The sequence below is a fragment of the Thalassoroseus pseudoceratinae genome, from assembly GCF_011634775.1.
Classification (GTDB): domain Bacteria; phylum Planctomycetota; class Planctomycetia; order Planctomycetales; family Planctomycetaceae; genus Thalassoroseus; species Thalassoroseus pseudoceratinae.
In genome coordinates this window covers 259394-285119 of the sequence record NZ_JAALXT010000001.1, presented here as the reverse complement: position 1 = coordinate 285119, position 25726 = coordinate 259394, and the positions used below count along the sequence as shown (strand labels likewise).

Sequence of the window (25726 nt, the reverse complement as noted above, 5' to 3'; positions counted from 1 at the left end):
CGCCTGACTTTTCTGACTTTCCGAACTTCTCTTCCATCAAATGTATAAACCAGAGGCCGCAATGAAAACTCGCGCTATTGGATGTTTGATCTTTTTGCTTGTCGGTTGTGGAGCCAGTTACCAGTCGGACGGTGCCGCGAAATACACCGCAGCCGAGGGGGGCGAGGCTAACGCCGATTTCGATGCCCCAGCGGGTGCTGAGAGAGCGGCCGTTGCTGAGAACAACGGCGGTGTGGATGTCGAATCGGCCGAGCGGAAAATCATCTATGAGGCAAGAATCTCCCTCGTTGTTGACGACTTCGAAGCAGCCAGTAAGAGCATCCAAAAACTGGTCGAACGCTACGAGGGGTATCTCGGTGAAACGTCCGTCGATCGCACTCAAGGGGCCTATCGCACGGGGCGTTGGGTTGCGCGGATTCCGGTCAAAAAGTTTTCGGAATGTCTCGATGAACTTGCCGAGATCGGTGTGGCTGAACGACAAGGCCAGACGGCTCAAGACGTCACAATGGAATACCTGGACGTCGAAGCTCGCATCAAGACCAAGAAAGAATTGGAGCAACGCATTCTTGATTTGCTGGCCGATCGCGATGGAAAACTGCAAGACGTGATCGCTGCCGAGCAGGAGTTGGCTCGCGTGCGGAGTGAGATTGAGTCGATGGAGGGCCGCTTGCGTTATTTGCAGAATCGAACCTCGTTCAGCACCGTCACGATCGATGTTCGCGAAGAGAAAGATTATGTCCCTCCGAAAGCCCCGACGTTTTCCGACCGCATCGCCACGGTGTGGAATCGTTCGCTGGATTCTCTCCAAGACGCGGGCTTGGCGGTCGTCTTGGCAGCGGTCGCGTTCGTGCCTTGGATGATTCCAACACTGCTGTTTTTGCTGGTTTGCTACTTGGTTCTCAAAACGGTGTATCGAAAAGTTCGCCACCGGTTCTTCGGTCCCGCCGACACGTAATGCGGACAATTGATGGGGTTTCGGCTGGGCACTCCGTTTGCAATTTGCGACGCAACGCCGTGTAATGAGAAAAAAACTTCCAAGGAGCCAGTTGATGAGTCTAAAATTTGCGTTCAGTTTGATCGGTTGTTTGCTGATTGCAAACCTGAATTCGACAGCCGCTGACGAAAAGAACCCCTCGACGCGGTGGGAATCCACGATTCAGAAATTTGAACAAGCCGACAAAAAGCAATCCCCGCCAAAAGGGGCCATTCTCTTTGTGGGCAGTTCGAGCATTCGGTTGTGGGATCTGGAAAATTCCTTCCCAGAGCACACTGTAATCAACCGGGGTTTTGGTGGGTCGGAAGTGGCCGACTCTTTGTTCTACGCCGATCGGATTGTGACCAAACATCAACCCCGGCAGGTGGTCATGTACGCTGGGGACAACGACATTGCTCACAATAAGACGCCGGAGACGGTGGCTCGGGATTTCCGTCAGTTTGTGAAGAAGGTTCGTCAAGAGTTGCCAAACGTGCCGATTGCTTACATCGCGATCAAGCCTTCGTTGAGCCGATGGAAACTGGCGGAGACCATGAAAGAAGCCAACGCCCTTATCGAACAGCAATGCGAGGCGAATGAGAACTTGGAATACATCGATGTGTGGAACCCAATGATCGGCAAAGACGGCAAGCCACGTCCCGAGTTGTTCCGCGATGACGGTTTGCATCTCAACAAAAAGGGGTACACGCTTTGGAATTCCCTTGTCGAACCCGTGTTAGTCGATGAATAACACCGTCAAAATCGACCGAGGATTACCGGGACAACGTCCAGTTGAACGCGTCATTGGCTACCAAAAATGGCGCGATTTATTGTTCGTTCACTGGACCGTCTCTTCCGAGACATTGCGACCGCTGATTCCCGCTGGCTTGGAGCTTGACTTGTTCGACGGGAAAGCGTGGTTGGGTTTGGTTCCGTTTGCGATGCGGGGTGTCCGACCCTGGTGGGGTCCGTCGGTTCCGTTCGTTTCGAACTTCTTGGAAACGAACGTGCGAACCTACGTGTTGCTCAATGGTGAGCCGGGCGTGTGGTTTTTCAGTCTGGACGCCGCCAACTCTTTGGCTGTTCGCATTGCCCGATCACGGTGGGCGTTGCCATATTTCCGGGCCCAAATGAGCCTGCAGCAAACGAGCGGCGGCATTCGTTACTCGGGGCAGCGGTTGTGGCCGGAACCGTCCGATGCTTCGTATACGATTTCGGCGGAGCTTTCGCCGGACCAACCGAAGCCCGCAGAAATTGGCACGCTGGAACACTTTCTCGTCGAACGCTATCTCCTTTTCGCGGTACATCGCAGTGGAGAGATTTACCGCGGGCAGGTCCATCATACGCCCTACGAAATTCAGCCTGCGACAGTCATGCAATGCGAGGAGAACTTGAGCGTCGCCGCCGGTTTGCCGCCTTGCAAGGAGATTGCACACGCTTGCTTTTCGTCGGGTGTGGATGTCGAGATTTTTCCGTTGCGAGCACAGAAATACTCAAGTCGCGGTCGGTGAAGATGTTCATCGCAACTGTTCGGCGGTCTTCGATAAAGAGAATGCTGAAATCTTCATCACGGAATTCATGATTGGCCGATGAAAACTGCATGAGTCACGTGCGGTCCTGGCAATTATTCGGATTACTCCTGTTCGGCTTCGCCGCCGTGTCGGGGTGCGCACAGGTGACGGCTGGTCCGGGAATGCACGGATTGGGGATCGTCGCGGATCAGCATGTGACTTGGACTTGGTTCGACTGCAACCTGCTGCGTCGTCCGGCGTTATTTGTGGGAACGATCGATGCTCGTCCGTTGGCTGCCGATCGTGTTCGACATGCCCGGTGGCGGCACGGTGCGGGAATCGCTGATACGCCTGCCATGCCTGCCGGGGCCAACAACACCTGGATGACGAGTGCTGGCCCAATCGTGTCCGACACCTTCGAAGAACCGGTGTCGTCGGAATATCTTGACGAAACAGAGAGCTCAGCGGAAGACGCAGTCGAGAATGCTCCCGCACCAACCGAATCGTCCGACGTGCCAATCCCCTCGGAGTCGGAAACAGATGGCCTTGAGTCGGACGATAACGCTCGCGATCAGGATCTTCGCGCCGAGTTACCGATCGACGATCTGATTCTTGAGCCGGAGCCGTTTGCCGAGGATCGATCGTCCTTAGGGCAGCCCGTTCAATTTACGGACGAGCCACTCGCCGGTGAGCAATACGAAGAAGAGGATCAGAACGGGCCAGTGATCCCACAGCTCGAACTCTTCACGCCTCGACGATCGTATGTCGGGTGGAGTCAACCGTTCGGGCAGGCGGCTGACAGTGTCGGGGGTGAATAGTTCCCCACCACTGACGTCAGCAATCTGTTGCAGCAATTTGCGGTTGGCACTAACGTTGGTAAGTTCGGCGGTCGGGCGTTCCGTGACGTAAAACTTCGTTTCCAGGTTGCCAGGATCAACAGCCGCACCGGCGACACGGAGATTGACTCGGTACTCACCGGCGGGCAGGTTGGCAGCTTGTCCTTCGTGCATCAACGAGCCATCGGTGATCGGTGACAAGTCCACCTCGGTCATCGAGGACCAACGGCCCCGTGCGTCTTTTTGTTCGATCACTGCTGTTGCGGTGACGTCTGGGTTCTGACGCAGAAAATTCGCCCGCCACCGAGCTTGAAACACGGCGTCTTCGCCGGCATTCAAATCGGTCCGCAGCATGCCAAAACGAACAAAATCATTCCCCGCGACCGCTTTGTTCATTGCCGCCCAGCGAGCCAGTTGTCCCCAAAATCGGTGGTGGTAAGCATCTCCGACTCGGCTTCGCCATCGCCATGTGCTGTCGATACCCAACCACAAAACCTGACCGGCTCCGACGTACTGTTGGACGATCATGGCGTTGTTTCGTTCTTCGGTTAGCGTGTGACCGACAGGCCGGTTGGCCGGGTTGACGTCCGCGACTGCGTAGACCATCGCCTGAGGTTTGGCTTCGCCGAAGATGCCCCAAGTGTGTCCGGGTAAGTTCTTCCAAACCGACTGGTTGGCCGCTGCACCATCCGTGCTGAGTTGGAACATCGCCTCGCGTTCCGCTTCGGGAGTCAGACGCAGATGGAAACCTCTTTCGTGCGGACTTCCGAAGGAGTTTGCTCCCGCGACGACATGAGGCTGCGGGTTTTCGATCGGCAACAGACGCTCCACGATTGGTGAGCGATGTTGCATCGGGAAGTGTCGTTGTCCCGCGGTCAGCACAAGCGTGCCTGCGTCTTCCGACACGAATCGGTCCAAGAGTTCCCAAGCATTCGGGGGCAGATTCGCCGGTGCGACATCTCCCAGGATCACGAGATCCGCGTCCGCAAACGGTGATTGAGTTTGGTCATTCGCATCACGGGGGAGATTGAGTTTCCGGGGGAACCAAGTGTCTGGCAGCACACCCAGATAGGGTTGATCGAACACGATGGCATCGACGTTGTCCCGCCCGACCGCTTCGTCACGAATGTATGCGTTGTGAATGTAACGAAACTCCCAGCGAGCGACGCCATCCAAGAGAATAATTCGAACTTGATCATCTACAATCGTCATGGCGAACGTTTGCAGGTTGTTGTCTGTCCGTGTTTCGGTCTCTTGCGGTTCGATCTTGAGAGTTAGCTCGTGCCGACCGATTTCGTCTTCGTCGATTTCAAATTGAATGTCTGCTTCGTCGGATGTGGGAATGATCGTCTGTTTAAGCGGTTCTTGACCGTCTTGTTCGAGGGTGACGACAATGGACTGCCCTTCAAACCCGGACGTGCTGAGTAACGCCTTCACAACCCGTGTGTCGTTCGGGTAGGAGGTCTGCGGATAGTCGATATGGGCGATGGCCAAATCGCGAGGTCGCCGCTCCGATCCAATCATCACGGGGAACACCGGTGAAGACACATTTCCCAAACGGGCAGCCAATTCGACCGCGTTGCCATCCGACTGATCACGACCATCGGTCAGCAACACCACGCCAATCAGAGGTTTCTCGGAATCGCCATTGAGCGAACGTAGTCCCTGCGAAAGGTCTGTAGTCTCGGCCTGAATCTTATCGGGTGGTTCGAGTGATGTTTGCTCAATGAAGTCGGCCGTTTGCTCGTCGTCGAGAGCGGCGAGCATCTCCGATTGTCCCGCGAAGACGATGAGTTCCCTTTCACCGGCCTCGCCAATGGCGGACCAGAGTGGTGTTTCGTCTTCAAAAAGCAGTCGTTGCACCACGGCTTTGCGACTGAGTCGATCGACACTCTCAAAAACCGCGTTCAGGTTTTCCCGCCGCACCTGCGTCAGTTCACGACGCTCTTCGATCGTCTCGACCTCATCGGGACCCACCCACTCGGGTTCTTGTCCCTTCTCGAATGCTTCGAGGTATTCGTCGAGACGTTGATCGATTTGTGAGTTGCCGATCATCCCCAGGCCGCGTGCCCAGCGGAGTTTTTCGGCGGAAGTGGCGTGGGAATCGAGGGTGTCCATGCTGTCGGACAGATCAATTGCCACCAGAATGCGGCCGTCATGAGACTCGATTCGCTCCCAGACCAGCGACGGTTTGAGCAATGTCACGGCGAAGACAAACAATATCGCCAGCCGAAGCAGCAGTAACGTATTTCCGACGGAGGGGCGGACAAGACGTCGTTCATACTGGAGTAGAACGAAGATCAAACCGACAGCGGCCAGCACCGCCAAAATCGATCCGACGGCCCATGCTCCGAGCGATGACCATGCCAACTTACCGACGGCGAAAATCGTCAATCCGCTGAACAAGATGAGTGGAAGCCACCGGCGTTGTTTTTTCGTGGCGTTGGTGGCCAGACCGATCACCCCGACGGCGGCGATGACAATTGTGACGAGAATCCACAGCGAAGCGTCACCTTCTTGGAAGATCAATCTTCGTTCGAACATGACGACGATAAACCTTAGGGGACGGGACGTTCGAGTATCCAGCGGCGTTCACTGGGGAGGGAGTTGGCAATCACCACCCACGAAGATAACGCTACTGAATACGGATCACAACATCCGCGTCAGCCCAAGGTTTCGTCTTCCTCTGGAATCGGCCTGGCGGTTATTCCTCTGAATTCGCGGCATCGGTGGTTTCGTCGTCTGGTTTGATCGACTTCAATGCTTCCTGCATCGTGATCGTGTTTTCTTTGCTGACGAGTTCCTCGATTCGGATAGCCGCTTGCAACGCCGGAATCGCAACCTCTGCTGCTGGTCCGAGGTCACCCAGCGAACGAGCCGCACCGGTCCTGACATCGGGATCGGAATCGCTCAACATGGCGGTTAACCGAGGAACGACGGCAATTGCTGCCTGGCCGACTCCGCCAATTTCACCCGCAGCGGCCCCACGAACTTTTCCGCCAGGTAGCACAGCCAAGTTGGCAAGCGTCTCAACGGCTTGCTGCTTCGCTGATTGAACCGAGTTGTCATGTCCCGGCAAGTCGCCGATCAGGGTTGCAGCCTCGAGTGCTACATACTGGTTTGCGGTGTGCATCGATTGCAACAGCGGGCTTGTCAGCAATGTCGGATCCGCTTCCAGGTCGGACAATGTTCGCAGAACCAGCAATCGATTCTCGGCGGGAAGTCGGCGGATGTATCCGACCAATCCCACGGGAACGACACTGGCATCGAGCTCGATCTCAGTGAAATCAATTGAGCGTCGATGAAGGATGTCGAACAACGCGGGTTCCAACATCGCGCGGACATCCACCAGGGATTGTCGCCGTTGATTGGCCGATTTCAAAGTTGCACGCAGCTCGGTGTCCGTCTTGGTTCGATCCGATTTGGGACGGGCATTGATGCGATCGATCGCAGCTTGACGAACCGCTGCGGCATTTCGACTCGCGACCAATTCGATCAGCGAAATCACTTCGTAGGCACGGAATCGGTCGGGATTCGCGAGAGTCTCTGCCCAAAGTTCCGGGTGATCGGCAGCGGTTTCGGGAGCGAAGTTTCGCACGAGTTGAGCAGCGATCGCCCAACGTTGCGGCTGCAAACTTCGGTCCTGCATTAAGCGGTAGAGTGAGTCGATCAACGCATCTTCGACCGGTCTGCGTGGAGATGAGGACAGGTCAAGTTCGATCAACGCCGACCCAGCAACGACGGCGTATGGCAGTTCACCTCGTTCGATGACAGCGACAAGACCTCCCACTGCCGCCCGCAACGATTCTCCATCGAGTCCTTGAATCGCAGCCGCAGCCGCTTGACGGACATTGGGATCGCGGTGAGCCAAGGCGTCGACCAGCTCCCGTGCCACAGCGACTTTATCTGGCTCGGGCGGAGGGGCTTGATTCTGGGTTGCGTTGTCCTGAGCCATGACGGTACCGCAAAGCACAACGGCCACCGCCCCCAACCCAGAACACGTTCCTATCGACAATCGCATGAGAAACTCCCAAGACTCCGGTTTTATCGTGAATGCTGTTCAGTCTAAAGAACGTGCCCCCCGGAACGCATCTAGAATCTGGATTAGTCAAAGCAAAAAGAAACCTTGCAATCGGTTTGAACGACTGCAAGGTTTCAAATTGTTGGTTGATTTTCGGCAACACGACACTCGAGCCGGTCGCGTCAGGTTCGAGGCCAATGTGACCGAATTCGATTCCGTGTCACGTGCGGCAATTCATTGCGGCCTGTGAAGACACCCCGCCATTTGCGACACCGAAAACAAGCCTTTTTTAGTTACCGGAACCGAGGGAAACCGAACTGCCTTGGTTGCCGACTTGAACTTGAATCTGGTGTGGTTTGGCCCGTTCGGATTTCATCAAGACAATCGTCAGCACACCATCGTTGACCTCGGCGGAAACCTGTTCCGGGTCTACGGGTGCGGGCAGAGGCAGTGCGCGGGAGAAACTTCCGACCGCCCGCTCATCGAGGTGTGTCACCTGACCTTCACCACTTGGGGAAGGTGACTTGATGCCTTTGACTGAGAGCATGTTGCCCGTCAAATTGACTTCCAGCGTTCGCGGATCGACGCCGGGAATATCCAGAAACACACGCACGTCTTCGGTTGTCTCGACCAAGTCCGCACTAGCGATAAACCGATGATCGACGTTTCGCGGTTTCAGTGTTTCCCACGCCCGGGAACCGGAGCTTCGCACCACTTCAATCCACTTGTCCATTTCAGATCGCAATTTTTCGACCGAACTCCCCAGAGGGCCGTCGGCTTGGGGGTCTTCCGTCACCATGAGATGCCTCGTAGTTGAATTTTCAAAGTCGTTCTTTCCGGCTGTCGACCGGGAAACGCATTCTACCATACTTCGGCACAAGAACAGGACCTTGGAATCAGCAGACCCACAAAACGGTCAAAATTTTTCATCCGTACTAATCAGTTCACAGGCTAGTCGAACCGATGGTTCCATCCACCGTCGGGGAATGGTTGGGCAACTCCCGCGACAATCAACTCCTGAACTGACGGTTCCTCGATGGTCCCAATAACATGAATTGGAACCTTGCAAGTCGGAAGACGTGGACCGTCCGACGCCGCTACGGTGAAAAGCAGTTCGAAGTCTTCCCCGTCTTCGAAGGCGTTCTGCCAGTGATCACACTCGGGTTTGAGCGGAATGGCCTCCGCCTCGACTCTCGCTCCCACATTGGCGGCATCAAGTAGGTGTCGTAAATCGGAGGACAGTCCGTCGCTCACGTCGATCATGGCGTGAATATCGAGTGCTGTCCGTAGTTGGTGAGATTCGCGAATTCGTGGCGTGAATTTCAGATGGTGACCAAACCGACTTCCACCCAATGGGCCGGTGACACCGATTAAGTCGCCAACTTGTGAACCGTTCCGGGTGATCATGGGCGTGGCCGATTCCCCCAAGACGGTGACACTAATCATCAGCGGCCCGTTCCAGGTATTCGTGTCACCACCGACAATGGCCATATCAAATTCTTCGGCAAGTTCACGGACACCGTTCATCACTCGGCTGGCGAAATCGGCACCCCGCCGACGATCGAAAACGACACCCACCACTGCCGCAAGTGGATGAGCCGCCATCGCTGCGAGATCGCTCAGGTTCACTGCCAGTGCCTTGCGACCGGCAAGTTCCGGCGTTGCGGGGGGATAGTCGGGATTTTCATCGAAAACAAAATGCACGCCCTCGATGAGCGTATCGACAGCCATCGCCAAGCGGTCACCTGAGGCGGAAGAGACGATGGCGGCGTCGTCACCGATCCCCAATGGCACACGCGGATGAGCTGGCATGCGGGCTCGGAATGCGTTGATCCAGTCAAACTCGTTCATCACAACAGTCACTTGGCTTTGTCACAAAAAAAAGACGCCACCGGAGAACGGCGGCGTCTGTATCACAGACTTTTCGTCGTCAAAAATCAATCATCGAAGTCAATTCGGAATCCTGGCAGACTCAGGCTCCAACCGCCATCACGATACCCGCGATAACCGGTTCCATACCGTCGATATCCCGAGTCGAATCCTCGATTGTAAGAACGGGAATACGGACGCGGATAGTAACCATAGCCCCGATTCCGTGGCGCGTCGAAATACCGGGAGTACGGCTGACTATAACCATATCTGCGGTTTGGGCGGGGAAAGTAAGATCCGTAGGGACGCACGTAGTCTCGCCGAAAATCTTCCCGATCTTCGTAGCGGTCCTCAAGTCGCTCACGATATTCTTCGCGTCGCTCTTGGATACGCTCACGATATTCCTCTTGAGCCTCACGTCGATCTTCGAGGTAATCCTCATAGTCGTCGTCTGCTCGTGCCATACCGGCACTTGCCGACAACAATGCAGCGGCCAGGCTGAATGTCGTGATGTGGTGCAGTTTCATGATAGTCTCCTTCAATTCTGGAATCGACCCGTCATTGGTCATTCGGGGAAGTTGCAATTCACAGACCGTCGGAGAGCAAAATTTACAAGATTCGAATAAGTCGTTCTTCCTCAGGGATTTAGGATACGTGTTCGCTTATCTGGTTGTTTTCGTTGTGCGAGGGAATACACCGAGTTGGTCGGTTGATGACCAACTTCGACGGAATTGCGATCGGTAAGCAAAAACACCCAGGCAGGTGAATATCACCAGCCTGGGTGTTGTCACTCAATGGTACTCGTATCAGCCAAACAGATGTCGTTCCAGGCCTATTTTTGGCCGATTTCCGTCGGGATGGCCAAGTGACCGAACAGGGTTTCGCTTCCGCGAAGAATGTAGAACTTCAACGGGTTGAAGTTATTCAATTTCGGATGCTCGAGCACATAGGCCACGTTCTCGGCGTTCACGGTTTCCCAGATATGGAGTCCGACCAGGACATCACCTTTGCGAATGCCATTCCGATCGGCCGGGCTGCCGGATCGGACATCCGTGACTTTCATGCCACCCCGATATCGGGAGGAAAGCGAACCGAGTTGGATCAAGTTGGTCTTTGCCAATTGCAAGCCCAGCGTTTTCCAGGTGCTGCTTTCAATTTCGGTATCGGTATTTGCCGATGCGAGCATTCCGTAAGCGGGCTTCGTGCCACTCCCGGCTCGGCTCTCAATGGCCATCGAGAGAGTTTTCTCGTCGCCGTTTCGTCGGATCACAACCTTTTTCTGGTTGCCAGGGCGGACGCCAATCCAAGCTCGTTCAAAGTCGACGGCATCCACAATCGGTGTATCGCCAACACGCAACACGACATCACCGGCTTTCAAGCCAGCTTTGCGAGCCGGGCTATCAACCATCGTCGTGACAACTTCAAAACGACGTTCCTCAGCCTTTTTGTAGCTATTCCCCAATAGTCCGTGCCAAGTGCCGTCGATCTGCTCAATGCTGAGCAACTGAGCGATGGTTTCCCGAGCATCATCGATGGGAATTGCAAAACCAATCCGCTGGGCACCGGCTCGAATCGCGACGTTGATCCCGATGAGATCGCCATCCATATTGAGCAACGGCCCGCCGCTGTTGCCGGGGTTGATGCTGGCATCGGTTTGCAGCAGGTTGTCGTAGGATTGAGTCTCATTGACTTCGACATCTCGCGACAACGAACTGAGAATCCCACAGGTCACGGTATGTTCGTAACCATAGGCGTTGCCGACGGCGATCACGGTCTCACCGAGCATCAAGTCCGACGAGGTTCCCAATGGCATAATTGGCAAGGGAGTACTCGGCTCGATTTTGATGATCGCCAAGTCTTTGGCGGCATCGTACGTGAGAACACGTGCGGTATAAGTTCCACCGTCTTTGAGCGTGCAACGCAAGACGTCGACACCTTTAACGACGTGATGGTTCGTCGCGATGTAGCCGCGTTCGTCGATCACAATTCCCGTCCCCATGCCGTTGACTTTTCGGCTTTTATGCGGGGCGAAAAGTGTGTCCGCCGAGGCAGTTTTTTCGCTATGGATATTGATCGCGGACGCTTGCGCCCGTTTGACAGCCCGGACAATGGGCGTCTGGCGGAGTTCCGAAGCCGACGCGAGCGACAGCCACACGACTTGGAACGCCAGACAGAGTCCGTATGGCAGAATACGTCTAATCATAGGCCGGTTCAGTCGATACGCTGGTCAACCGGGCGTGTCGGTTGGGCGCGACGGATTTCAAAGCCGCAATACGACTGTGAAATCCCGAGCCGAACACGCAATGCCCGTTTGAGTTGCAGTCCAGTGAGTGCCTCATTCCTTTGGCCGACCGGAGAACGCTCCTTCAGGTCTCCGCAGATTGAGACATCGTCCGCACCGCCAAGCACCCTTGAAACGCCGGGGCCGATGACGCATAACTTGCCTAACCGGATAGCGAACGGTTCCTGCCTTTGATACGGAACCGGAGCGTTCGGCAAACTAATCCTAAACCTTGCAAACCTCCTGTATTCTCACCGAAAAGGACTCGACCATGCCCAGCCCGCAACAATTGGAAGCGATGTTGGAGTCCGATCCGGACGACGTCTTCCTGCGATATGCATTGGCGATGGCGCATCGTAGCGCCGGCGATCACGAGCAAGCCATCCAAGTTTTCGATGACGTGCTCGAACGCGATGCCGAACACGTGCCGTCGTATTTTCAGAAAGCGCAGACGCTCGCCGAACTCAAGAAGGTTGACGAGGCGCGGGCGGTGATCAATGACGGCATCAAAGTCGCCGACCGTGTCAACGACGCCCACGCCGCGGGAGAAATGCGTGAGTTTCTGGCGCTGCTGTAAATGTTTGCCTATCGACCGCAATGTGCCACAGCTCTGTGAGCCGTGTTTCCAGCAAGTTCACGTCGATCCGCCCGACTCTATGAGCCTTGGCACACTGAACTCGAAAAAGGGGGCCACTAGCTTCGCCAGTGCGATAAAGGTTCAACGTTCAAATGCTTTCACTGGCAAAGCCAGTGGCACCCGCGCACGAGTTTCTCGCACTTTTAGGAGAGCAAACATGATCGACGAAGCAATGGCGATTCAGATTGCAAACGATCGACTCAAAAAAGTGCGGGGAACCACGAAGCACATGTTCGCAGGCTGCGACTTTCGCGAAGAACGGACTGGTCGGTATTCCTCACCGGCCAGTTGGATTGTCACGTATCTGAAGCCGCCGCCGTCCGGTATGACGGTTGATGACGGCGGTCAACTTATTGCTATTTCGATCGATGCTGAAACCGGGAACGCGAAGGTTTTTCGCGGTCTCTGAAAGCGTGTGAACAAGCAAATTGGCCGTTCGGGATCATTCGGAGACGAGATTGTTGCCGGTTGCGTTCGGCGAAAGTTTGTTGAGTTCCGCTTCCACATCCGTGAACACGTTGCCGTCAACCAAGATGTTTTCCGTTGGCTCCGTGACAGCAATTGCTTTCGGTCGGACGGAAGAGAAACCGTTGCCCGTGATGGTAATCTCGCGGGTCTTTTCGAGAATCAAGCCGCCGGCCGCCAGATCATTCTCGGCTCGGCGAACTTTGTCGTCGCCAATGTAACTGTTAGAAAAACTGTTGCCGGTGACGGTGATTCGCCCGCTATTCGGGCTGATCCGCAGACCAAAATCCTTGTTGATCGTGAAGGTGTTCGCACTGACAGCACACCCGTGGCCGTCTTTCAGATCGATTCCGGAACCGTTGTGAGCGATCACATTCGCGCTCAGGGTGTCTCCGTAACAGTCGCGATCCAGGATAATGCCCGTGCCGTTGCATTCCTCAATCATGTTTCCGGAAACCACGGAACCATAGGTATTTTCCACAACAACACCGTGGCGGAGATGGTCGTCCAGGTTGTTTCCGTTCATGCAGAGGTTGTAGCCATCTGCGCATCGCACGGCATCTTGGTTTTCTTCGAAGTGGTTGGCGGAAACGACAATGTCGTGGCAGCCGATCAAATTGAGGCCGACTTTCTTGTTGTACGTGATCAAACAGTCACACACGCGTGGGTCTTCATAGCAGAAGTCGAGCCGAATGCCATCGCCGCCGTGCTCACTCACGGTCACGCCTTCGAGATAAATCTCGTTCACGAACTCCGCCAAAATGCCATGCCCACTCTTTTCTTGTCCGACAACACGGAGATCGCTGATTTGCACTCGCCATAGCCGGTCTTTTTTCGCGACTTCCTTCCGCGTGGGATGAGCGACCAGAATCGTGGGCTGACCATCTTGGTTGGTGTTCACAAGCTGAGTGGACGTTCCGGCACCTTTGATGTGAATGTCACTTCGTTCGATTCGCAGCGGTTCGGAAAGCTCGAATCGCCCTGGTGGAAGACGAACAAGACCGCCTTCTTCCGGAACGGCATCGAGGGCAGCTTGAAGAGTCTTGTAATCGGCGGCGTCGATGACCGTCCGTGCACCAGATAGAACGATCGGTTTCGTGGAGTCTGGCCAGAGCATCGTGCCGGTCAGCACGGAAATGACCAAAAGACACGGGATCAGCGTGTAAGTGTTCTTCCTCATCGAATGGGGAATCCTTCTTGGAGATTCGGCGGGTGGTTCGAAAATTTGACGTAAGAACACATCAGACTCGATTGATTCATGAATGTCAAACCGTCTAACCAGCGACACTTAAGGACTTTCCGCGCGCCGAATCTCAAAAATTAGGAATTCCGATGCAGATGGTCCGATTAGTCAACCGATACCGATTGTATCGGCGGATTGCGCCGACCGTTGACTATTGGAACTGACACGCCATGCGGATGGCCGATCCTTCGCCTCGCTGGAGACAAACTATGATGGATCGTCGGCTGGGCCGACCTTCTCGGGCACTTTTGTTACTAACGTGTTTTGCCGTTGGTTGTGCCCAAATGAAGGGAATTCCTGAGCGATACCTCGCCCTCCGCGATAGCGAGCTGGAGTACTACCGTGAGGTCGCGACGGAAGTCGATTTTCCAACACACGTTGAGACGTTCGAAGACGACCCGCTTGCCGGTTCGGAAGCTCCGTTACGCATCACGAATCCGGAACGACGGGAAGTTCGCGATATCACCTTGAGTGAAGCAATCCATACGGCATTGGCTTCGAGTGAAATTATTCGGGATCAAGGCTCGTTCTTCTCACCCAATAATACGCTTCTGCGAAACACAGTCAGTGCGCCGAGTGTGTACGATCCGGCGCTGAGCGAGACCGGTGTTCTGTTCGGAAACCGCGGCGTTGAGGCGGCGTTGGCTGATTTCGACGCTCAATTGACGAGCAGTTTGACTTGGAGTCGAAACGAACAGGTACAGAACAATCTGTTCACATCGGGCGGTTTGCGTCCGGGGCAGACACTCGCGGAAGAAGGCGCCCAGTTTCAGACTCGAATTCAGAAAACGTTGGCCAACGGCGGGATTCTTGCGGTCCAGCATGACGTGAGCTACTCGGGGAACAATGTGCCCTCGCGGTTGTTTCCGTCGGTGTTCACGGGGCAGGTTTCGACGGAATACCGTCAGCCGCTGCTGGCCGGACACGGTATGGAGTACACGCGGATTGCCGGTCCGATCTCGCAAGCGATTCGTGGCGTTGTTGGGGTGAACCAAGGGGTCGTGATTTCGCGGATCAACACCAGCATTTCCATCGCAGACTTCCAATTGGCCGTGCGAAATCTTTTGAAAGACGTCGAAGACTCCTACTGGAATCTCGCGTTGGCCTACCGAACTTGGGACGCCGAAGTCGTTTCCCGAGATGCAGCCTTGGGAACGTGGCGAACACTGCGGGCAGATTTGGAAGCCGGACGCCGTTCGATCACCGACGAAGCACAAGCACAGGAAACGTATTTCGACGCGCGTGCTCGGGCGGAGTCGGCACTCGCGGAACTCTACAGCACCGAAGCCCGATTGCGTCGATTGCTGAATCTGCCACCGGGTGACGGCACAATTCTACGTCCGATCGACACGCCCACAACGGCGGAAATTGTTCCAAACTGGGATATCTCGCTCGCCGAGGCCCTCACGAACCGTGTGGAGCTTCGTCGTCAGAAGTGGCAGCTCAAGAGTTTTGAACTCAGTCTGCAAGCGGCCCGAAGTGTGGCTCGACCGCGTTTCGATTTCGTGTCGAGTTACCAAGTCAATATGTTCGGCGACCAACTCTTTGGCAGCATGGACGACGACTCTGGCGACACCATGCAGGGTTTGAACTCGGCCTACGAAACTCTCACGCAAGGCGACCAAACCGGTTGGACGCTGGGATTCGAATTCTTCGTTCCGATCGGATTGCGACTGGCGAAAACGCAGGTTCGCAATCAAGAACTGCAAGTCGCGAAAGCTCGTGCGGCATTGGCGGCACAGGAGTTGGAAGTCAGTCACGAATTGGCTGAGGCATTCCGGCGGTTGGATCGTGCTTACAGAACCGCGAGAACCAACTTCAATCGTCGAGAAGCGTCTCGGAAGCGTTTGGCGGCGACCCGTGCGAGTTACGACGCGGGACGTCAGGAAACGACTGTCGACTTGCTGTTGCGTGCCCAGACCGCCGTGGCTCAGTCGGAAGTGGCGTACTTCCGAAGCTTGATCGAATACAACCAAGCGATTGCGGAAATGCACTACCGTAAAGGTACGTTGTTGATGCAAAACAACGTGCAGTTGGCCGAAGGTGGTTGGGACCCGCAGGCCTATACGATGGCATTGCGACAGGCGTGGGCAAGAACTCATGCATTCGAAGCCGATCCGCTACTGCATTCAACTCCGGAACCGTTCGCGACCGGCGAAACTCAAGAGATGATGCCGTTCACACCGACGGAAGCCATGCAGCCGACGTTGGACGAACTCCTCGCACCACTTCCACCAGAAGTCGGTCCGATTCCGAAGGAAGATTTCCAATTGGACAACCCGGCACCACTCGCCCCCGCTCCCGAACCGGAGTCAGATGACAGGGAGGAAGAACTGATCAACTGGACGTTGCCAGTTCCGTCGACCGAAGGCGAGCAGCACGAAAGTCTCTTTGCGAAGCCTGGCACGGCACGATTAGGGACCGAGTAGTCACGGTGTGATGCCCTGACGTCTTGTCGGGGATGGGGATCAACATCAAGCCTGGCACGACCGACACGGTTGTGCCAGGCTTGATCGATTCACACTCGCCACAATTGGCCACCTACTTTTGCGTCATGTCCCACACGCCGTCCCAGTCTTCGACCGGGTTTTCCATCATCGCTCGGCAGCGTTTCTGAAAGAGTCTGGACGGCGGGTCGTCAATCAAATCCAAGACGGATTGAAACGCCCGGCCCGCAGATTCCCAATGGCCTCGACGGTAGGCGTCTAAACCAGACCGATAGTGCGGGATCGCACGGAGAATTCGGGGGTCGATGTCGTGCTGCAAATCACCGATGAGTTCATAAATTCGCAACGGTTGTTGTTTACCAACGACCCGGATTAAGTCCAATTCACGGATGAGAAATTCGTCGGCGACTTCGGCACGGGTGAATTCACTGATGATGATCGTTGTACCGTAAGTTTTGGTGGCACCTTCCAACCGCGATGCCACATTCACGCTGTCGCCGATGCAAGTATATTCCAATCGGCGTTCCGATCCGATGTTGCCCGTGATGACGGTGCCCGTGCTGATGCCGATGCCAATACCGACCGGCGGCAACTCCGATTTAGAGAGCCATTGATTGAACTCTTTGAGTGCCCGTTGCATTCGCAGGGCGGATCGGCATGCGCGAACGGCATCATCGTCTCGCACGAACGGCACTCCGAAGACGGCCATCAAGGCGTCGCCGATATACTTATCGAGCACCCCACCTTCCGCGAACACCCCGTCGACCATCAATGAGAAGTATGCATTCAGGATTTCGACGATCCGACCGGCATCCAACGACTCGGTCAGCGACGTGTAGCCGCGAATATCGGAAAATAAGACGGTCACATCTTGCCGGACTCCACCGAGGCGATCGCCACCTTCGTCGAGAACTTTCTGAGCCAACACGGGGGACATGTAGCGTCCCAAAGTCGTCATGGCTCGTTTTCGTTCGGTAATGTCCTCTAGCACGATGACCACACCATCGTGATTGCCCTTCGGATCACGTAGCGGAACGATATTGTAGTTGAACGAAACCGGATGACCGCTGCCGTTCAAGTCGACATCGGCTGCGTAAATCGGGGTCGGATCATCGTAGACACGCTGGATGTGCTCCACCAAATCAGCGTTTCGATTGCCCGGCCACCATTCCGTGAACGACTTCGTTTGCATCTCTGCCAACTGCCCACCGAGTAGTCGTTCAAATGGGCGGTTGTTGCTGACGAGTTGTCCTTTTTCGTTGAGCGTCAGCACGATTTGGCTGATACTCTGCATAATGCCCTCAAGATAATTCCGCATCTCGAGAGCTTCATCGAACAAAGCGGCGTTTTCCATGGCGATGGCCGCTTGCCCACAGAACGCCCGGAAGAGTTCTTCGTCTTCATCAGTAAAACCGCCGGCACTCTTGTTGACCAACTGTGTGACGCCGACAACCTCGCCGCTTTTGCTCACGAGAGGCATGCAGAGCACACTTCGCGTCCGATAGCCGGTCGCCCGATCGACGGCCGGGTTGAATCGCTCGTCGGCGTGGGCATCGGGAATGTTGACCGGCAGACCGGTGCTGGCCACATGACCGGCGATTCCAACACCGATGGGAAACCGCACTTCCGCTTCCGCTCCTTCGATGAACGTGGAATACAATTCGTTCTTGCCACGATCGACCAGAAACACGCTGGCCCGCTCCGCACCCAGTAGCTCACGAGCGCGACTCATGATCGTGGCCATCAGGCGGCGGGTATCCAAGTGAGACGACATCGTCGCCGCCACGTCGAGCAACGCTTCGACACGCAGACGGACTTCTTGTCGCTGCCTTCGCTCTTCGTCGGCCTTCTCCTGCATCTGCCATTTTTCGACGCCGACCGCCGCGAAAATTGCCAAGGCTGTCAGAATTTCGAGGTGCTGCTCTGAGAACGCAATCCAATTGCTCACAGAGTCGACATAAATGAAACCGAGTACCCGCCCTTCCAAGTACAAGGGGGCACAAATCGCGGACCGGATATTCGCTTGGTCAATACTGTGAACCCCCGCGAATTCCTCGACCGCATTGCTCACCAGCAGCGACTGCTTCGCACGTACCGCCTTGTTGACGATCGTGCGACTGACCACGATGCGTTCGGAGCGATCCGGGTTTTTATGGAACGTGGCTCGATTCGAGACGGTTCCCTCGCCCGTATCGACAAGCCAAACCGAGCCACGCTCGGCCGGCAGTTCCTCGAAGCCCAATCGCAGGACTTGGTCCAACATCTCGTCCAGCGTTTCGCTTTTCAGCAACGCATGCCCCATGCGAGTGAACAAACCAATAATCACGGCGGAGTCCACCAAGCCCGAATGCGACTGGGGAACTTTGAAGTCCCGAGAACTTGTGCTCAAGGCATTGAGCACGCTCGACTTACCAGCTTCCAGATTCGGTGAATCTTGATTGGTCGGCGTAATTCGCTTCTCGTAATCCGCCATATTGATCATGGCGTTGACGCTCGGAGCCGACGATGGGTCGGCTTCCGCTTTGAATTCGACTTCGTCAGGAGCATTCGCGCTGGGCGATTCCTTGTCGACCTGCATCAACGGTTCGCTCTGGTCCCAAAAATCTTCCGGGACCGGCTCCGCGTCCTCAGGATCCTCGACCCGGGACGACGGAGCGTGAAACACCAATGTCACCGGAACCAAACCGGGTGGGCCAAGCGTGAGTTGATCACCGTCTTCGAGTCGAACTTGACTGACTTGCCGTTTGTTGACGAACGTGTGGTTGGTACTCTCCAGGTCATGGACAAACCAATCGGACTCGACACGCAGGATCTCGAAGTGGACGCGGGAAACACCCTTGAGTGGTAAAACAACGTGACAATCACGTCCACGTCCGAACACAGTTCGCGTCTCGCCAAGATCGACACGATTCTGTCGACCTCCACGGGAATAGGTCACATAGGCTGGCTCATTCGGAAGTGACACTCTCGGAAGACTCCCCATACACGCGATGCGTTGAAGGATTCCTATGGAATCGGAGGTTTCGGCGCGATTGATCGTGAATTGACACACCCAGTACCGGATCAAAGACGAAAATAGAGACGTCGATGATCGGAACGGTGCAAAATTGACACCGTTTGCCTCTTTCGATTTTGTCGCGAAAGTTCTATAATTTCAAAAGAAACTCAAACTCTTTTGTTTTAAGCATCGGTTGTAGTAGTCACTGTCATGGCAAAAACACAGCGAAAATTGAAGAAGGCCAACCATGGCCGCCGTCCAGCTAGCTCTAAAGCCCGCAAACTGAAGCGAAAAAAATTCAAGACCTAATGTAACGACCTCGCGGAACCCCGATTGACTCGTAAGATGCTCAATCGGGTCATCAGCGGCGGTAGTGGGGCTGCCCGCTCCACCCAAGTTTGCGATGTAAAGTTCTATAGTAACTGTGGTTTGGCAAACGAGCGAGTTGAAATGTGACCGGTGCACGGCGGATTTCGACGATATCGCCGCACGCGATCGGTCGTCGGATTTGACCGTCGACCACTACAAGTACGCCCTCGGGAGCTTCGGGGACTGCAAGTCGGTACACGCAATCGGCTCCGTCGACCAACGGTCGGTTGCTTAGGGTATGAGGGCAAATTGGCGTAATCACAAACGCCTGCAGGTTTTGCCGCAATAACGGACCCCCAGCTGACAGGCTGTGCGCGGTCGATCCCACCGGCGTACTCACGATCAGGCCGTCACACGAATACGTGGTGACCTTCTCGCCGTCGATGTTCAAGTCGACTCGGATCATTCGAAACGACGCCCCAGCCGTAATGGCGACTTCATTCAATCCGAGCCATCGTTCCTCACTGCCATCGGCACGGATGAGTCGGCATTCGTACATGAGATGTTCGACCACTCGGTACTCATGATTCTCAATGTGCTGGTAGTTGTCTCGAAACTCTTCGCTTGAGAGGTCCGCCAAGAATCCGAGACGTCCGTGGTTGATGCCCAAGATCGGCAGTTGCTTTTCGCCAAGCTGTCGACAGGCCCGCAAGATCGCCCCGTCTCCACCCAAAACGACGACGAGATCTGCTTGCAAACTATCGAGTTGCAAGTCCTCCGTAACTTCCGCCGCAACCAAATCCGTACCCGGCTGGGACTTCAGGAAGTCGGAGAGTTCACCCCAAGCTTGTTGCACCCGTGGACTTTGGTCACGTGCGAGAACGATCAACTTGAGACTGTTCGTTGCCATGTCGGTTTTGGTTCCGTAACGATCCTGCGGTAAACATATTGCATCGATAGTTTGACACGTTTCCCCGAGAAACGAAACCTTGCTTCCGATCAGGAAGTTTTTTTTCGGATTGCTTGGGGGCTCACGGGAATGATCCCAAGCCTTCTTCCAAATTACAGGACGTGCACGACCCGCCTGTCTGCGGAAACCTGCCAAAATATGATTGACGAATAATTCTTGATGCTCGGATCAAGGCTTGTTACGATCACTTATCCCTTTGTTCAATATTCACTCAGACACATCTCTTCTGAGCACTTTCTTCACCATGGTCTCTCGTGATCTTCTTCTGCGAGAATTCTCGCGATCCTCTCTCGACGGTGGAACACTGAGATGAAAATCTTCTCAACCGGTCTGTTGATTTGCCTTGTTTTCCCCACGTTGGCGTTCGGCGGCCGACCCCGAAATTGGGAGGATCCTTCCGGCGAGACGCTGGTACGAGGCGAGTACTTTGGGTGTCGGAACGGGCAAGTGGTGATTTCGCTGAATTCCGTCAAGAAGTTGTTTCCACTCTCCGCGTTTAGCCTGGAAGATCGGGACTATCTCGTTGATTTGATGCTCAAGCGAAAGCACGAGCGTTTGCTGGCACAGTTGATGGACTACGAAAACAGTCGCGCGCGTCAGCAGGTTGCGGCGGCTTCCGGGATCCCTGGTTTTCCGCGGCCTAACATTCCGGGAGTTCCGAATTTTCCCGAGGCACCCGGATTTCCAGGGAACACCGCGGAAACGCCCCAAGTCGACCTCAGACCCCAAGCAAACGTTCCGGAGCGAGACGTCTATGGACTGACCGTGCCCACTCCGGAACTTCTTGAAGAAGAGGCCGCCCGTGTTTGGACGGATCTCCGTGGGAGCAACGTTTCAGCCGTCTATCTGGAGTTGGTCGCGCCGGCCCACGTCAAGTTGCGGACGGAAAATGGTCAGGTCAGTGACTTTGCGCTCGTCAACTTCGTGCGAGATGACATCGACTACATCAAAGAGGCCATCAAGAAGGATCAGTCTCGCGATGTGTTTCCCGTGGTCGATCAGGAGCCACTAACCACCGATCAGAAGTCCGACGGATATCGAACCTGGACCGATCGCAATGGCCGAACACTCGGTGCGAAGTTTGTCCGAGTGTTTGGGAAGGAAGTCGTCTTGGACGTCGATGGTGAAAATCAAAACTATCGGATTGTTGGCCTGTCGGATTCGGATCGCGATTGGGTGAATGCGGAACTCAGACGAAAAGCGGCCGAGAAGGCGGCTCAATCGAGCGAGATCGCCGGCAACGGACCGCCAGGAATTCGAAACTTCGGCCCGCCTGCGAACCCGTACCAACCTGGTGTGGGGGCATCCGGTCCGGGAAGCCACGCCGAGCAGGCATCTCGCGATGAAGTTCCACCGGGTTACGACGACTTGCGAACAGGTGGTGGGTTCTTGACCTATCAAAACGTTTGCCGGGATTGCGGCTACAAATTTGTGACGTCCTCACACGCATTTGAGTGCCCGAAGTGCAAAGAGCAAAGGCGACAACAGCGGAATTCGACACCATCCTGGCCGAGCAATCAGATGGCATCGGGCAGTCATATGGAGATGGAGACGCCAGACATCACCATCCCAACGATGCCGGAGCCCAGCCTTCCCGATTTTTCCTCGTCCTTTGGTTCGAGCGGGATCAAGCCCGGTTTGGCCGACCACCGGACCGACAAGATCTCGTTGGTCTACTACGAATTCGATTGCGAACACTGCAATTACAAATGGGCGGCGAGCGAAAAATACGCCCGCAGTTGCCCGAAATGTCATAAATCGTTTGGTGGTGGTTTTTCAGGCGTGGGGATTGTCATCAAGCTGGTCATTGCGGCGGTTGTGTTCTTGGTGGTGAAGTTTTCTCGCGGTAGTTAGCCGACCGGAAACTTAGGAATCGTGGCGTCTCACTGTGAGTCACGATTCCGCATGTTTCAAGCCGAGTCTCTTAGCAGGAGGCGTGGCACACCTGACGAATTTAAGCGGTTGATTGGATGGCATTCCAATGCTGCCCCACGGTTTGGAGGACCTGGGAATCATCCCAGGTTTCCAGATCTGTATAGCGAGGATGACGAGAATCCTTGTATGGGTTGTTCGATCGCGTGTTGTAGCAACAGATGAATGCCCACCGTGGGTTGTCACTGTGGTTTTGGTCCGATCGGTGCAAGAGATTTGCGTGAAAGAACACCGCGTCACCGGGTTCCAAATTGACGTAAACACGTTCAAAACGCTCGCAAGCAACCGCTACACGCTCCGGGTCGGCCCCGGTTTGCTGCCCGACGGGACCATGATCAATCCGGCCGATTCGGTGCGAACCGCGTAAGACTTGGAGGCAACCGTTCTCCGGCGTCGCCCGATCCACCGCGATCAAACAACTCGCCATCGTCGGCATCAAACACCCGAAATTATACCAATAGCCGTAATCTTGGTGCCAAGCCCAAGCTCCACCGGTCCGTGGTTCCTTGCAAATCATCTTGTGGTGGTAATGGTAAACCGCATCGTCCGCGTCTTGGCAGAGTAGGTCCGTCATTCGATTGACAATCCGGTGGCTCCGCACGATTGCTCCGTAGACGGTATCCGTCGGAAGTTCATTCCGCACGACGAGTTCAACCGCTCCACCTTCGCCGTCAGCCCGACTCGATCGTTCCGCTTCCAGTGTTCGATCCCGACGCGCAATTTGCCCAAGTCGTTCGGTTGTCAACGAATCCAGCAGGCCCGGTACGATGAAAAAACCATCGGTCTCAAATGCGTGGGATTCTTCGGGGGCTATGGTGGTTCCTGTCATCGAATGCCTTTCAGTCGTGATCGGATCAATCCGCTTTACGATACCAAACTGATGTCGACTTCGCAGTCCGACAGCTTGTCCGTGATGCGCTTGCCGATTCTAAGGGCGACCGGTAGAGTGTCGTTTTGCCTTTCCATCAGTGCTTATGGATCGGTCGAACCGATTGGGAATACACTATATGTTGATCTTTGACGCTCATCTCGATATGGCTTGGAATGCTCTCGACTGGAATCGAGACTTGATGAAGCCCGTCTCGGAAATTCGCACATTCGAGAAGCACTTCCCCAACCAAATTCCGGGTGACTGCTCCGTTTCGTGGGCCGAGTTACGACGCGGGCGAGTTGGCATCACGATTTCGACTTTGTTGCCCAGGTTGCATCGCCCCTACCCCGAACTGACGTTCTTTCAATCGCGGGAAGCCGACTACGGGGCCGCCTATGGTCAGTTGGCGTATTACCGAGCCATGTCCGAACGCGGTGAACTGCGTGAGATTTCCGATTGGCCGACGTTGGAAAAGCATATCCAAGAATGGGTCGCCGATGACACCCCGGACGGGCAGAACGGTTTACCCATCGGCTACATTCTCAGTATGGAAGGCAGCCAGCCGATTTTGCATCCCGAGCAGATTCACGAGTGGTATGCGGCGGGCTTGCGAATCCTTGGCCCGGCACACTACGGCGAGAATCCTTATTGTTTCGGCACGGGGAGTGAAGGCGGATTGAAAGCCGACGGGCCAGAGTTGCTGAAGCAGATGGATCAGGCTGGGATGCTGCTCGATGCGACCCATCTGGCGGATCAATCCTTCTGGGAAGCCCTTGAGATTTTCGAAGGCCCCGTGCTCGCCAGTCATCACAACTGTCGGAGCCTGGTACCCGGTGATCGGCAATTAACGGATGAGCAAATCAAAGCGTTGATTGGACGAGGCTCCGTCATCGGGGCTGCCTTTGACAATTGGATGATCAAGCCCGGTTGGAAGAAGCATGTGAGCGACCCGAACACCGTCAGTCTCGAAGACATTGCGAATCACACGGACCATATCTGTCAGATTGCCGGCAACGCCAAGCACTGTGGCATCGGTACTGACCTTGATGGTGGTTTCGGCAAAGAACAATCACCTGGCGATATGGAGACGATTGCCGAGCTTGGGAAGTTCGCGGATGTCCTTGAGCGACGCGGCTATTCTCAGGAAGATATCGACGGCATTCTCTATCGGAACTTCGTCGAGTTCTTTCAGCGAGCATGGTCCTGAGCAAGTTGGGAAGCGTGTCTGGATTAGGCTTGGCTGACAGGGGTGGCTTCTGGCTGGGATTCCGTTGGGTTGGGCTCGCCTAAAATTCGGCGGTAGACTGCGACCGTTTCCCGAACCATTTTCTCCACACTGAATTCATCGTGAACCAAATCTTGGCCCGCCGAACCCAGTCGTCGGGCTTCTTGTGGATCGTTCAATAATTCCAAGATCCGTTCGGCCAAACGTGCGCTATCCGAAGGCGGCACAACTAACCCCGTTTCCTCATCTCGTACAACGCTGTAAACACCTCCGACACCAGTTGCAATGACGGGTTTCCCCAACGCCATCGCTTCGAGCATGATAGTTCCCAGTCCCTGCTTGAGCGACGGCAAACAAAAGATGTCCATCGCCCGGATACTGGTCGTGTAGTCGTGCAGCTTCGGAACGAAAGTGACGTGATTGGTCAGATCCAATACGCGAACCAGCCGCCGTAAGTTGGCTTCCTCCGGACCAGCACCGGCGACCAAAAACATTACGTCCTCACGAACCTGATGGATCGCATGTGCGGCACCCAGAAAGAAGGGGAGACCTTTTACTGTTTCGAGCGGACAGGCAGTTCCGACCACCGGAGTTTTCTGCGGCGACAAAACCGGGATGCGATCGAGAACCGCGGGCGTTTCCACACCGGTATGAACGATGCTGGTGAACTCGTCTTTAATTCCTGTTCGTTGACGAAGTTCGGACCGTACTGAACGACTCACACAGATGATATGCCGTTTGATTGAACGATCGAAATACAATCGCTCTCGGCTTTCGAGATATCCATGAAGCGTGAAGACCAGCGGGACATTCAGATGTCGTGCAAGCCAATTGCCGGTGGGCAGCATTTGCCGGGATTGGATGTGAATCAGGTCCGGTTTGAACTCCTTGAGGTGTTCTAAAACCGCTCCACGAACGACACCCCGCCAAACCGGTGTCTGAAGGTGTGGAAAGACCCGGATCGGTAGTCTGGCACGAAGCTCTGTTTCGATGACGTCAGCATTCGGCGTCACAATTTCTACAGCGACGTTGTAGGTGTTCAGATTCTGCGCCAGCCGCAACGTGTAGGCGGATGAACCTCGGACCTCGAACCGGTCCGCAAGCAGGACAACGCGAATCGGAGAGCCAATGGCCATAC

Annotated in this window: 20 protein-coding genes; 9 read left to right on the top strand and 11 right to left on the bottom strand. The window is 55.1% G+C overall.

Annotation, left to right across the window (positions count from 1 at the left end; genetic code table 11):
* Positions 1–61 precede the first annotated feature (61 nt).
* The 3 genes from G6R38_RS01010 to G6R38_RS01000 all read left to right on the top strand — a co-directional run bounded on the left by G6R38_RS01010 (position 62) and on the right by G6R38_RS01000 (position 2484).
* The gene (locus G6R38_RS01010; protein WP_166819831.1) at positions 62–955 is read left to right on the top strand and encodes a DUF4349 domain-containing protein; all 894 of its coding nucleotides are present in this window, start codon (positions 62–64) and stop codon (positions 953–955) included.
* Between the two features lie 94 nt (positions 956–1049).
* Positions 1050–1724 carry an SGNH/GDSL hydrolase family protein gene (locus tag G6R38_RS01005; RefSeq protein WP_166819830.1) on the top strand — a complete coding sequence of 225 codons (675 nt, stop codon included), beginning with the start codon at positions 1050–1052 and terminating at the stop codon, positions 1722–1724.
* Positions 1717–2484, top strand: a complete 768-nt coding sequence (locus G6R38_RS01000; protein WP_166819829.1) for a YqjF family protein — start codon at positions 1717–1719, stop codon at positions 2482–2484. Before G6R38_RS01005 ends, G6R38_RS01000 begins: the two co-directional genes overlap by 8 nt.
* Before the next feature lie 647 nt (positions 2485–3131).
* Here G6R38_RS01000 and G6R38_RS00995 read toward each other — a convergent pair.
* The 6 genes from G6R38_RS00995 to G6R38_RS00970 form a co-directional block, all read right to left on the bottom strand.
* Positions 3132–5864: a hypothetical protein gene (locus G6R38_RS00995; protein ID WP_166819828.1), complete on the bottom strand. Its 2733-nt coding sequence runs from the start codon at positions 5862–5864 to the stop codon at positions 3132–3134.
* A gap of 160 nt (positions 5865–6024) precedes the next feature.
* A complete protein-coding gene (locus G6R38_RS00990; RefSeq protein ID WP_166819827.1) occupies positions 6025–7341 on the bottom strand; it encodes a HEAT repeat domain-containing protein in 1317 nt (438 codons plus the stop codon).
* A 289-nt stretch (positions 7342–7630) separates the two neighbouring features.
* Positions 7631–8140 carry an Hsp20/alpha crystallin family protein gene (locus tag G6R38_RS00985; RefSeq protein ID WP_166819826.1) on the bottom strand — a complete coding sequence of 170 codons (510 nt, stop codon included), beginning with the start codon at positions 8138–8140 and terminating at the stop codon, positions 7631–7633.
* A 152-nt stretch (positions 8141–8292) separates the two neighbouring features.
* A complete protein-coding gene (gene thiL / locus G6R38_RS00980; RefSeq protein ID WP_166819825.1) occupies positions 8293–9192 on the bottom strand; it encodes a thiamine-phosphate kinase in 900 nt (299 codons plus the stop codon).
* Between the two features lie 86 nt (positions 9193–9278).
* On the bottom strand, positions 9279–9737 hold the full coding sequence (locus G6R38_RS00975) for a hypothetical protein (RefSeq protein WP_166819824.1): 459 nt from the start codon (positions 9735–9737) through the stop codon (positions 9279–9281).
* Between the two features lie 305 nt (positions 9738–10042).
* Positions 10043–11413 (bottom strand): trypsin-like peptidase domain-containing protein, encoded by a 1371-nt coding sequence (locus G6R38_RS00970; RefSeq protein WP_166819823.1) that lies wholly within the window; start codon positions 11411–11413, stop codon positions 10043–10045.
* A gap of 349 nt (positions 11414–11762) precedes the next feature.
* On the opposite strand from G6R38_RS00970, the gene G6R38_RS00965 reads away from it, so the two are divergent.
* Positions 11763–12068, top strand: coding sequence for a tetratricopeptide repeat protein (locus G6R38_RS00965; RefSeq protein WP_166819822.1), 306 nt, complete (start codon positions 11763–11765; stop codon positions 12066–12068).
* 217 nt (positions 12069–12285) lie between these two features.
* Complete coding sequence (locus tag G6R38_RS00960) at positions 12286–12537, top strand: hypothetical protein (RefSeq protein WP_166819821.1); 252 nt, start codon at positions 12286–12288, stop codon at positions 12535–12537.
* A gap of 33 nt (positions 12538–12570) precedes the next feature.
* On the opposite strand, the gene G6R38_RS00955 is transcribed toward G6R38_RS00960, so the two are convergent.
* A complete protein-coding gene (locus G6R38_RS00955; RefSeq protein WP_166819820.1) occupies positions 12571–13773 on the bottom strand; it encodes a NosD domain-containing protein in 1203 nt (400 codons plus the stop codon).
* Between the two features lie 272 nt (positions 13774–14045).
* Here G6R38_RS00955 and G6R38_RS00950 point away from each other — a divergent pair, with 272 nt between their 5' ends.
* Entirely contained in the window at positions 14046–16265 is a 2220-nt protein-coding gene (locus G6R38_RS00950; RefSeq protein WP_166819819.1) for a TolC family protein, read from the top strand.
* Between the two features lie 112 nt (positions 16266–16377).
* Here G6R38_RS00950 and G6R38_RS00945 read toward each other — a convergent pair whose 3' ends face one another.
* The gene (locus G6R38_RS00945; RefSeq protein WP_166819818.1) at positions 16378–19248 is read right to left on the bottom strand and encodes a GAF domain-containing protein; all 2871 of its coding nucleotides are present in this window, start codon (positions 19246–19248) and stop codon (positions 16378–16380) included.
* A 243-nt stretch (positions 19249–19491) separates the two neighbouring features.
* Here G6R38_RS00945 and G6R38_RS28325 point away from each other — a divergent pair, with 243 nt between their 5' ends.
* Complete coding sequence (locus tag G6R38_RS28325; RefSeq protein WP_390881359.1) at positions 19492–19590, top strand: 50S ribosomal protein bL37; 99 nt, start codon at positions 19492–19494, stop codon at positions 19588–19590.
* A gap of 52 nt (positions 19591–19642) precedes the next feature.
* Here the strand turns inward: G6R38_RS28325 and G6R38_RS00940 are convergent, their stop codons facing one another.
* The gene (locus tag G6R38_RS00940; RefSeq protein WP_166819817.1) at positions 19643–20500 is read right to left on the bottom strand and encodes an NAD(+)/NADH kinase; all 858 of its coding nucleotides are present in this window, start codon (positions 20498–20500) and stop codon (positions 19643–19645) included.
* Positions 20501–20869: 369 nt separating this feature from the next.
* Here G6R38_RS00940 and G6R38_RS00935 point away from each other — a divergent pair, with 369 nt between their 5' ends.
* Positions 20870–22414 (top strand): hypothetical protein, encoded by a 1545-nt coding sequence (locus G6R38_RS00935; RefSeq protein WP_166819816.1) that lies wholly within the window; start codon positions 20870–20872, stop codon positions 22412–22414.
* A 100-nt stretch (positions 22415–22514) separates the two neighbouring features.
* On the opposite strand, the gene G6R38_RS00930 is transcribed toward G6R38_RS00935, so the two are convergent.
* Entirely contained in the window at positions 22515–23321 is an 807-nt protein-coding gene (locus tag G6R38_RS00930) for a phytanoyl-CoA dioxygenase family protein (RefSeq protein WP_166819815.1), read from the bottom strand.
* Between the two features lie 178 nt (positions 23322–23499).
* Here G6R38_RS00930 and G6R38_RS00925 point away from each other — a divergent pair, with 178 nt between their 5' ends.
* On the top strand, positions 23500–24570 hold the full coding sequence (locus tag G6R38_RS00925) for a dipeptidase (RefSeq protein WP_166819814.1): 1071 nt from the start codon (positions 23500–23502) through the stop codon (positions 24568–24570).
* 23 nt (positions 24571–24593) lie between these two features.
* Here G6R38_RS00925 and G6R38_RS00920 read toward each other — a convergent pair whose 3' ends face one another.
* A complete protein-coding gene (locus G6R38_RS00920) occupies positions 24594–25724 on the bottom strand; it encodes a glycosyltransferase family 4 protein (protein WP_166819813.1) in 1131 nt (376 codons plus the stop codon).
* Between the last annotated feature and the right edge of the window lie 2 nt (positions 25725–25726).

Excerpts from the sequence above, each read along its gene's own strand:
- G6R38_RS01010 (WP_166819831.1), top strand. The coding sequence starts at position 62 with ATGAAAACTCGCGCTATTGGATGTTTGATCTTTTTGCTTGTCGGTTGT.
- G6R38_RS01005 (WP_166819830.1), top strand. The coding sequence starts at position 1,050 with ATGAGTCTAAAATTTGCGTTCAGTTTGATCGGTTGTTTGCTGATTGCA.
- G6R38_RS01000 (WP_166819829.1), top strand. The coding sequence starts at position 1,717 with ATGAATAACACCGTCAAAATCGACCGAGGATTACCGGGACAACGTCCA.
- G6R38_RS00995 (WP_166819828.1), bottom strand. The coding sequence starts at position 5,864 with ATGTTCGAACGAAGATTGATCTTCCAAGAAGGTGACGCTTCGCTGTGG.
- G6R38_RS00990 (WP_166819827.1), bottom strand. The coding sequence starts at position 7,341 with ATGCGATTGTCGATAGGAACGTGTTCTGGGTTGGGGGCGGTGGCCGTT.
- G6R38_RS00985 (WP_166819826.1), bottom strand. The coding sequence starts at position 8,140 with ATGGTGACGGAAGACCCCCAAGCCGACGGCCCTCTGGGGAGTTCGGTC.
- thiL (WP_166819825.1), bottom strand. The coding sequence starts at position 9,192 with ATGAACGAGTTTGACTGGATCAACGCATTCCGAGCCCGCATGCCAGCT.
- G6R38_RS00975 (WP_166819824.1), bottom strand. The coding sequence starts at position 9,737 with ATGAAACTGCACCACATCACGACATTCAGCCTGGCCGCTGCATTGTTG.
- G6R38_RS00970 (WP_166819823.1), bottom strand. The coding sequence starts at position 11,413 with ATGATTAGACGTATTCTGCCATACGGACTCTGTCTGGCGTTCCAAGTC.
- G6R38_RS00965 (WP_166819822.1), top strand. The coding sequence starts at position 11,763 with ATGCCCAGCCCGCAACAATTGGAAGCGATGTTGGAGTCCGATCCGGAC.
- G6R38_RS00960 (WP_166819821.1), top strand. The coding sequence starts at position 12,286 with ATGATCGACGAAGCAATGGCGATTCAGATTGCAAACGATCGACTCAAA.
- G6R38_RS00955 (WP_166819820.1), bottom strand. The coding sequence starts at position 13,773 with ATGAGGAAGAACACTTACACGCTGATCCCGTGTCTTTTGGTCATTTCC.
- G6R38_RS00950 (WP_166819819.1), top strand. The coding sequence starts at position 14,046 with ATGATGGATCGTCGGCTGGGCCGACCTTCTCGGGCACTTTTGTTACTA.
- G6R38_RS28325 (WP_390881359.1), top strand. The coding sequence starts at position 19,492 with ATGGCAAAAACACAGCGAAAATTGAAGAAGGCCAACCATGGCCGCCGT.
- G6R38_RS00940 (WP_166819817.1), bottom strand. The coding sequence starts at position 20,500 with ATGGCAACGAACAGTCTCAAGTTGATCGTTCTCGCACGTGACCAAAGT.
- G6R38_RS00935 (WP_166819816.1), top strand. The coding sequence starts at position 20,870 with ATGAAAATCTTCTCAACCGGTCTGTTGATTTGCCTTGTTTTCCCCACG.
- G6R38_RS00930 (WP_166819815.1), bottom strand. The coding sequence starts at position 23,321 with ATGACAGGAACCACCATAGCCCCCGAAGAATCCCACGCATTTGAGACC.
- G6R38_RS00925 (WP_166819814.1), top strand. The coding sequence starts at position 23,500 with ATGTTGATCTTTGACGCTCATCTCGATATGGCTTGGAATGCTCTCGAC.
- G6R38_RS00920 (WP_166819813.1), bottom strand. The coding sequence starts at position 25,724 with ATGGCCATTGGCTCTCCGATTCGCGTTGTCCTGCTTGCGGACCGGTTC.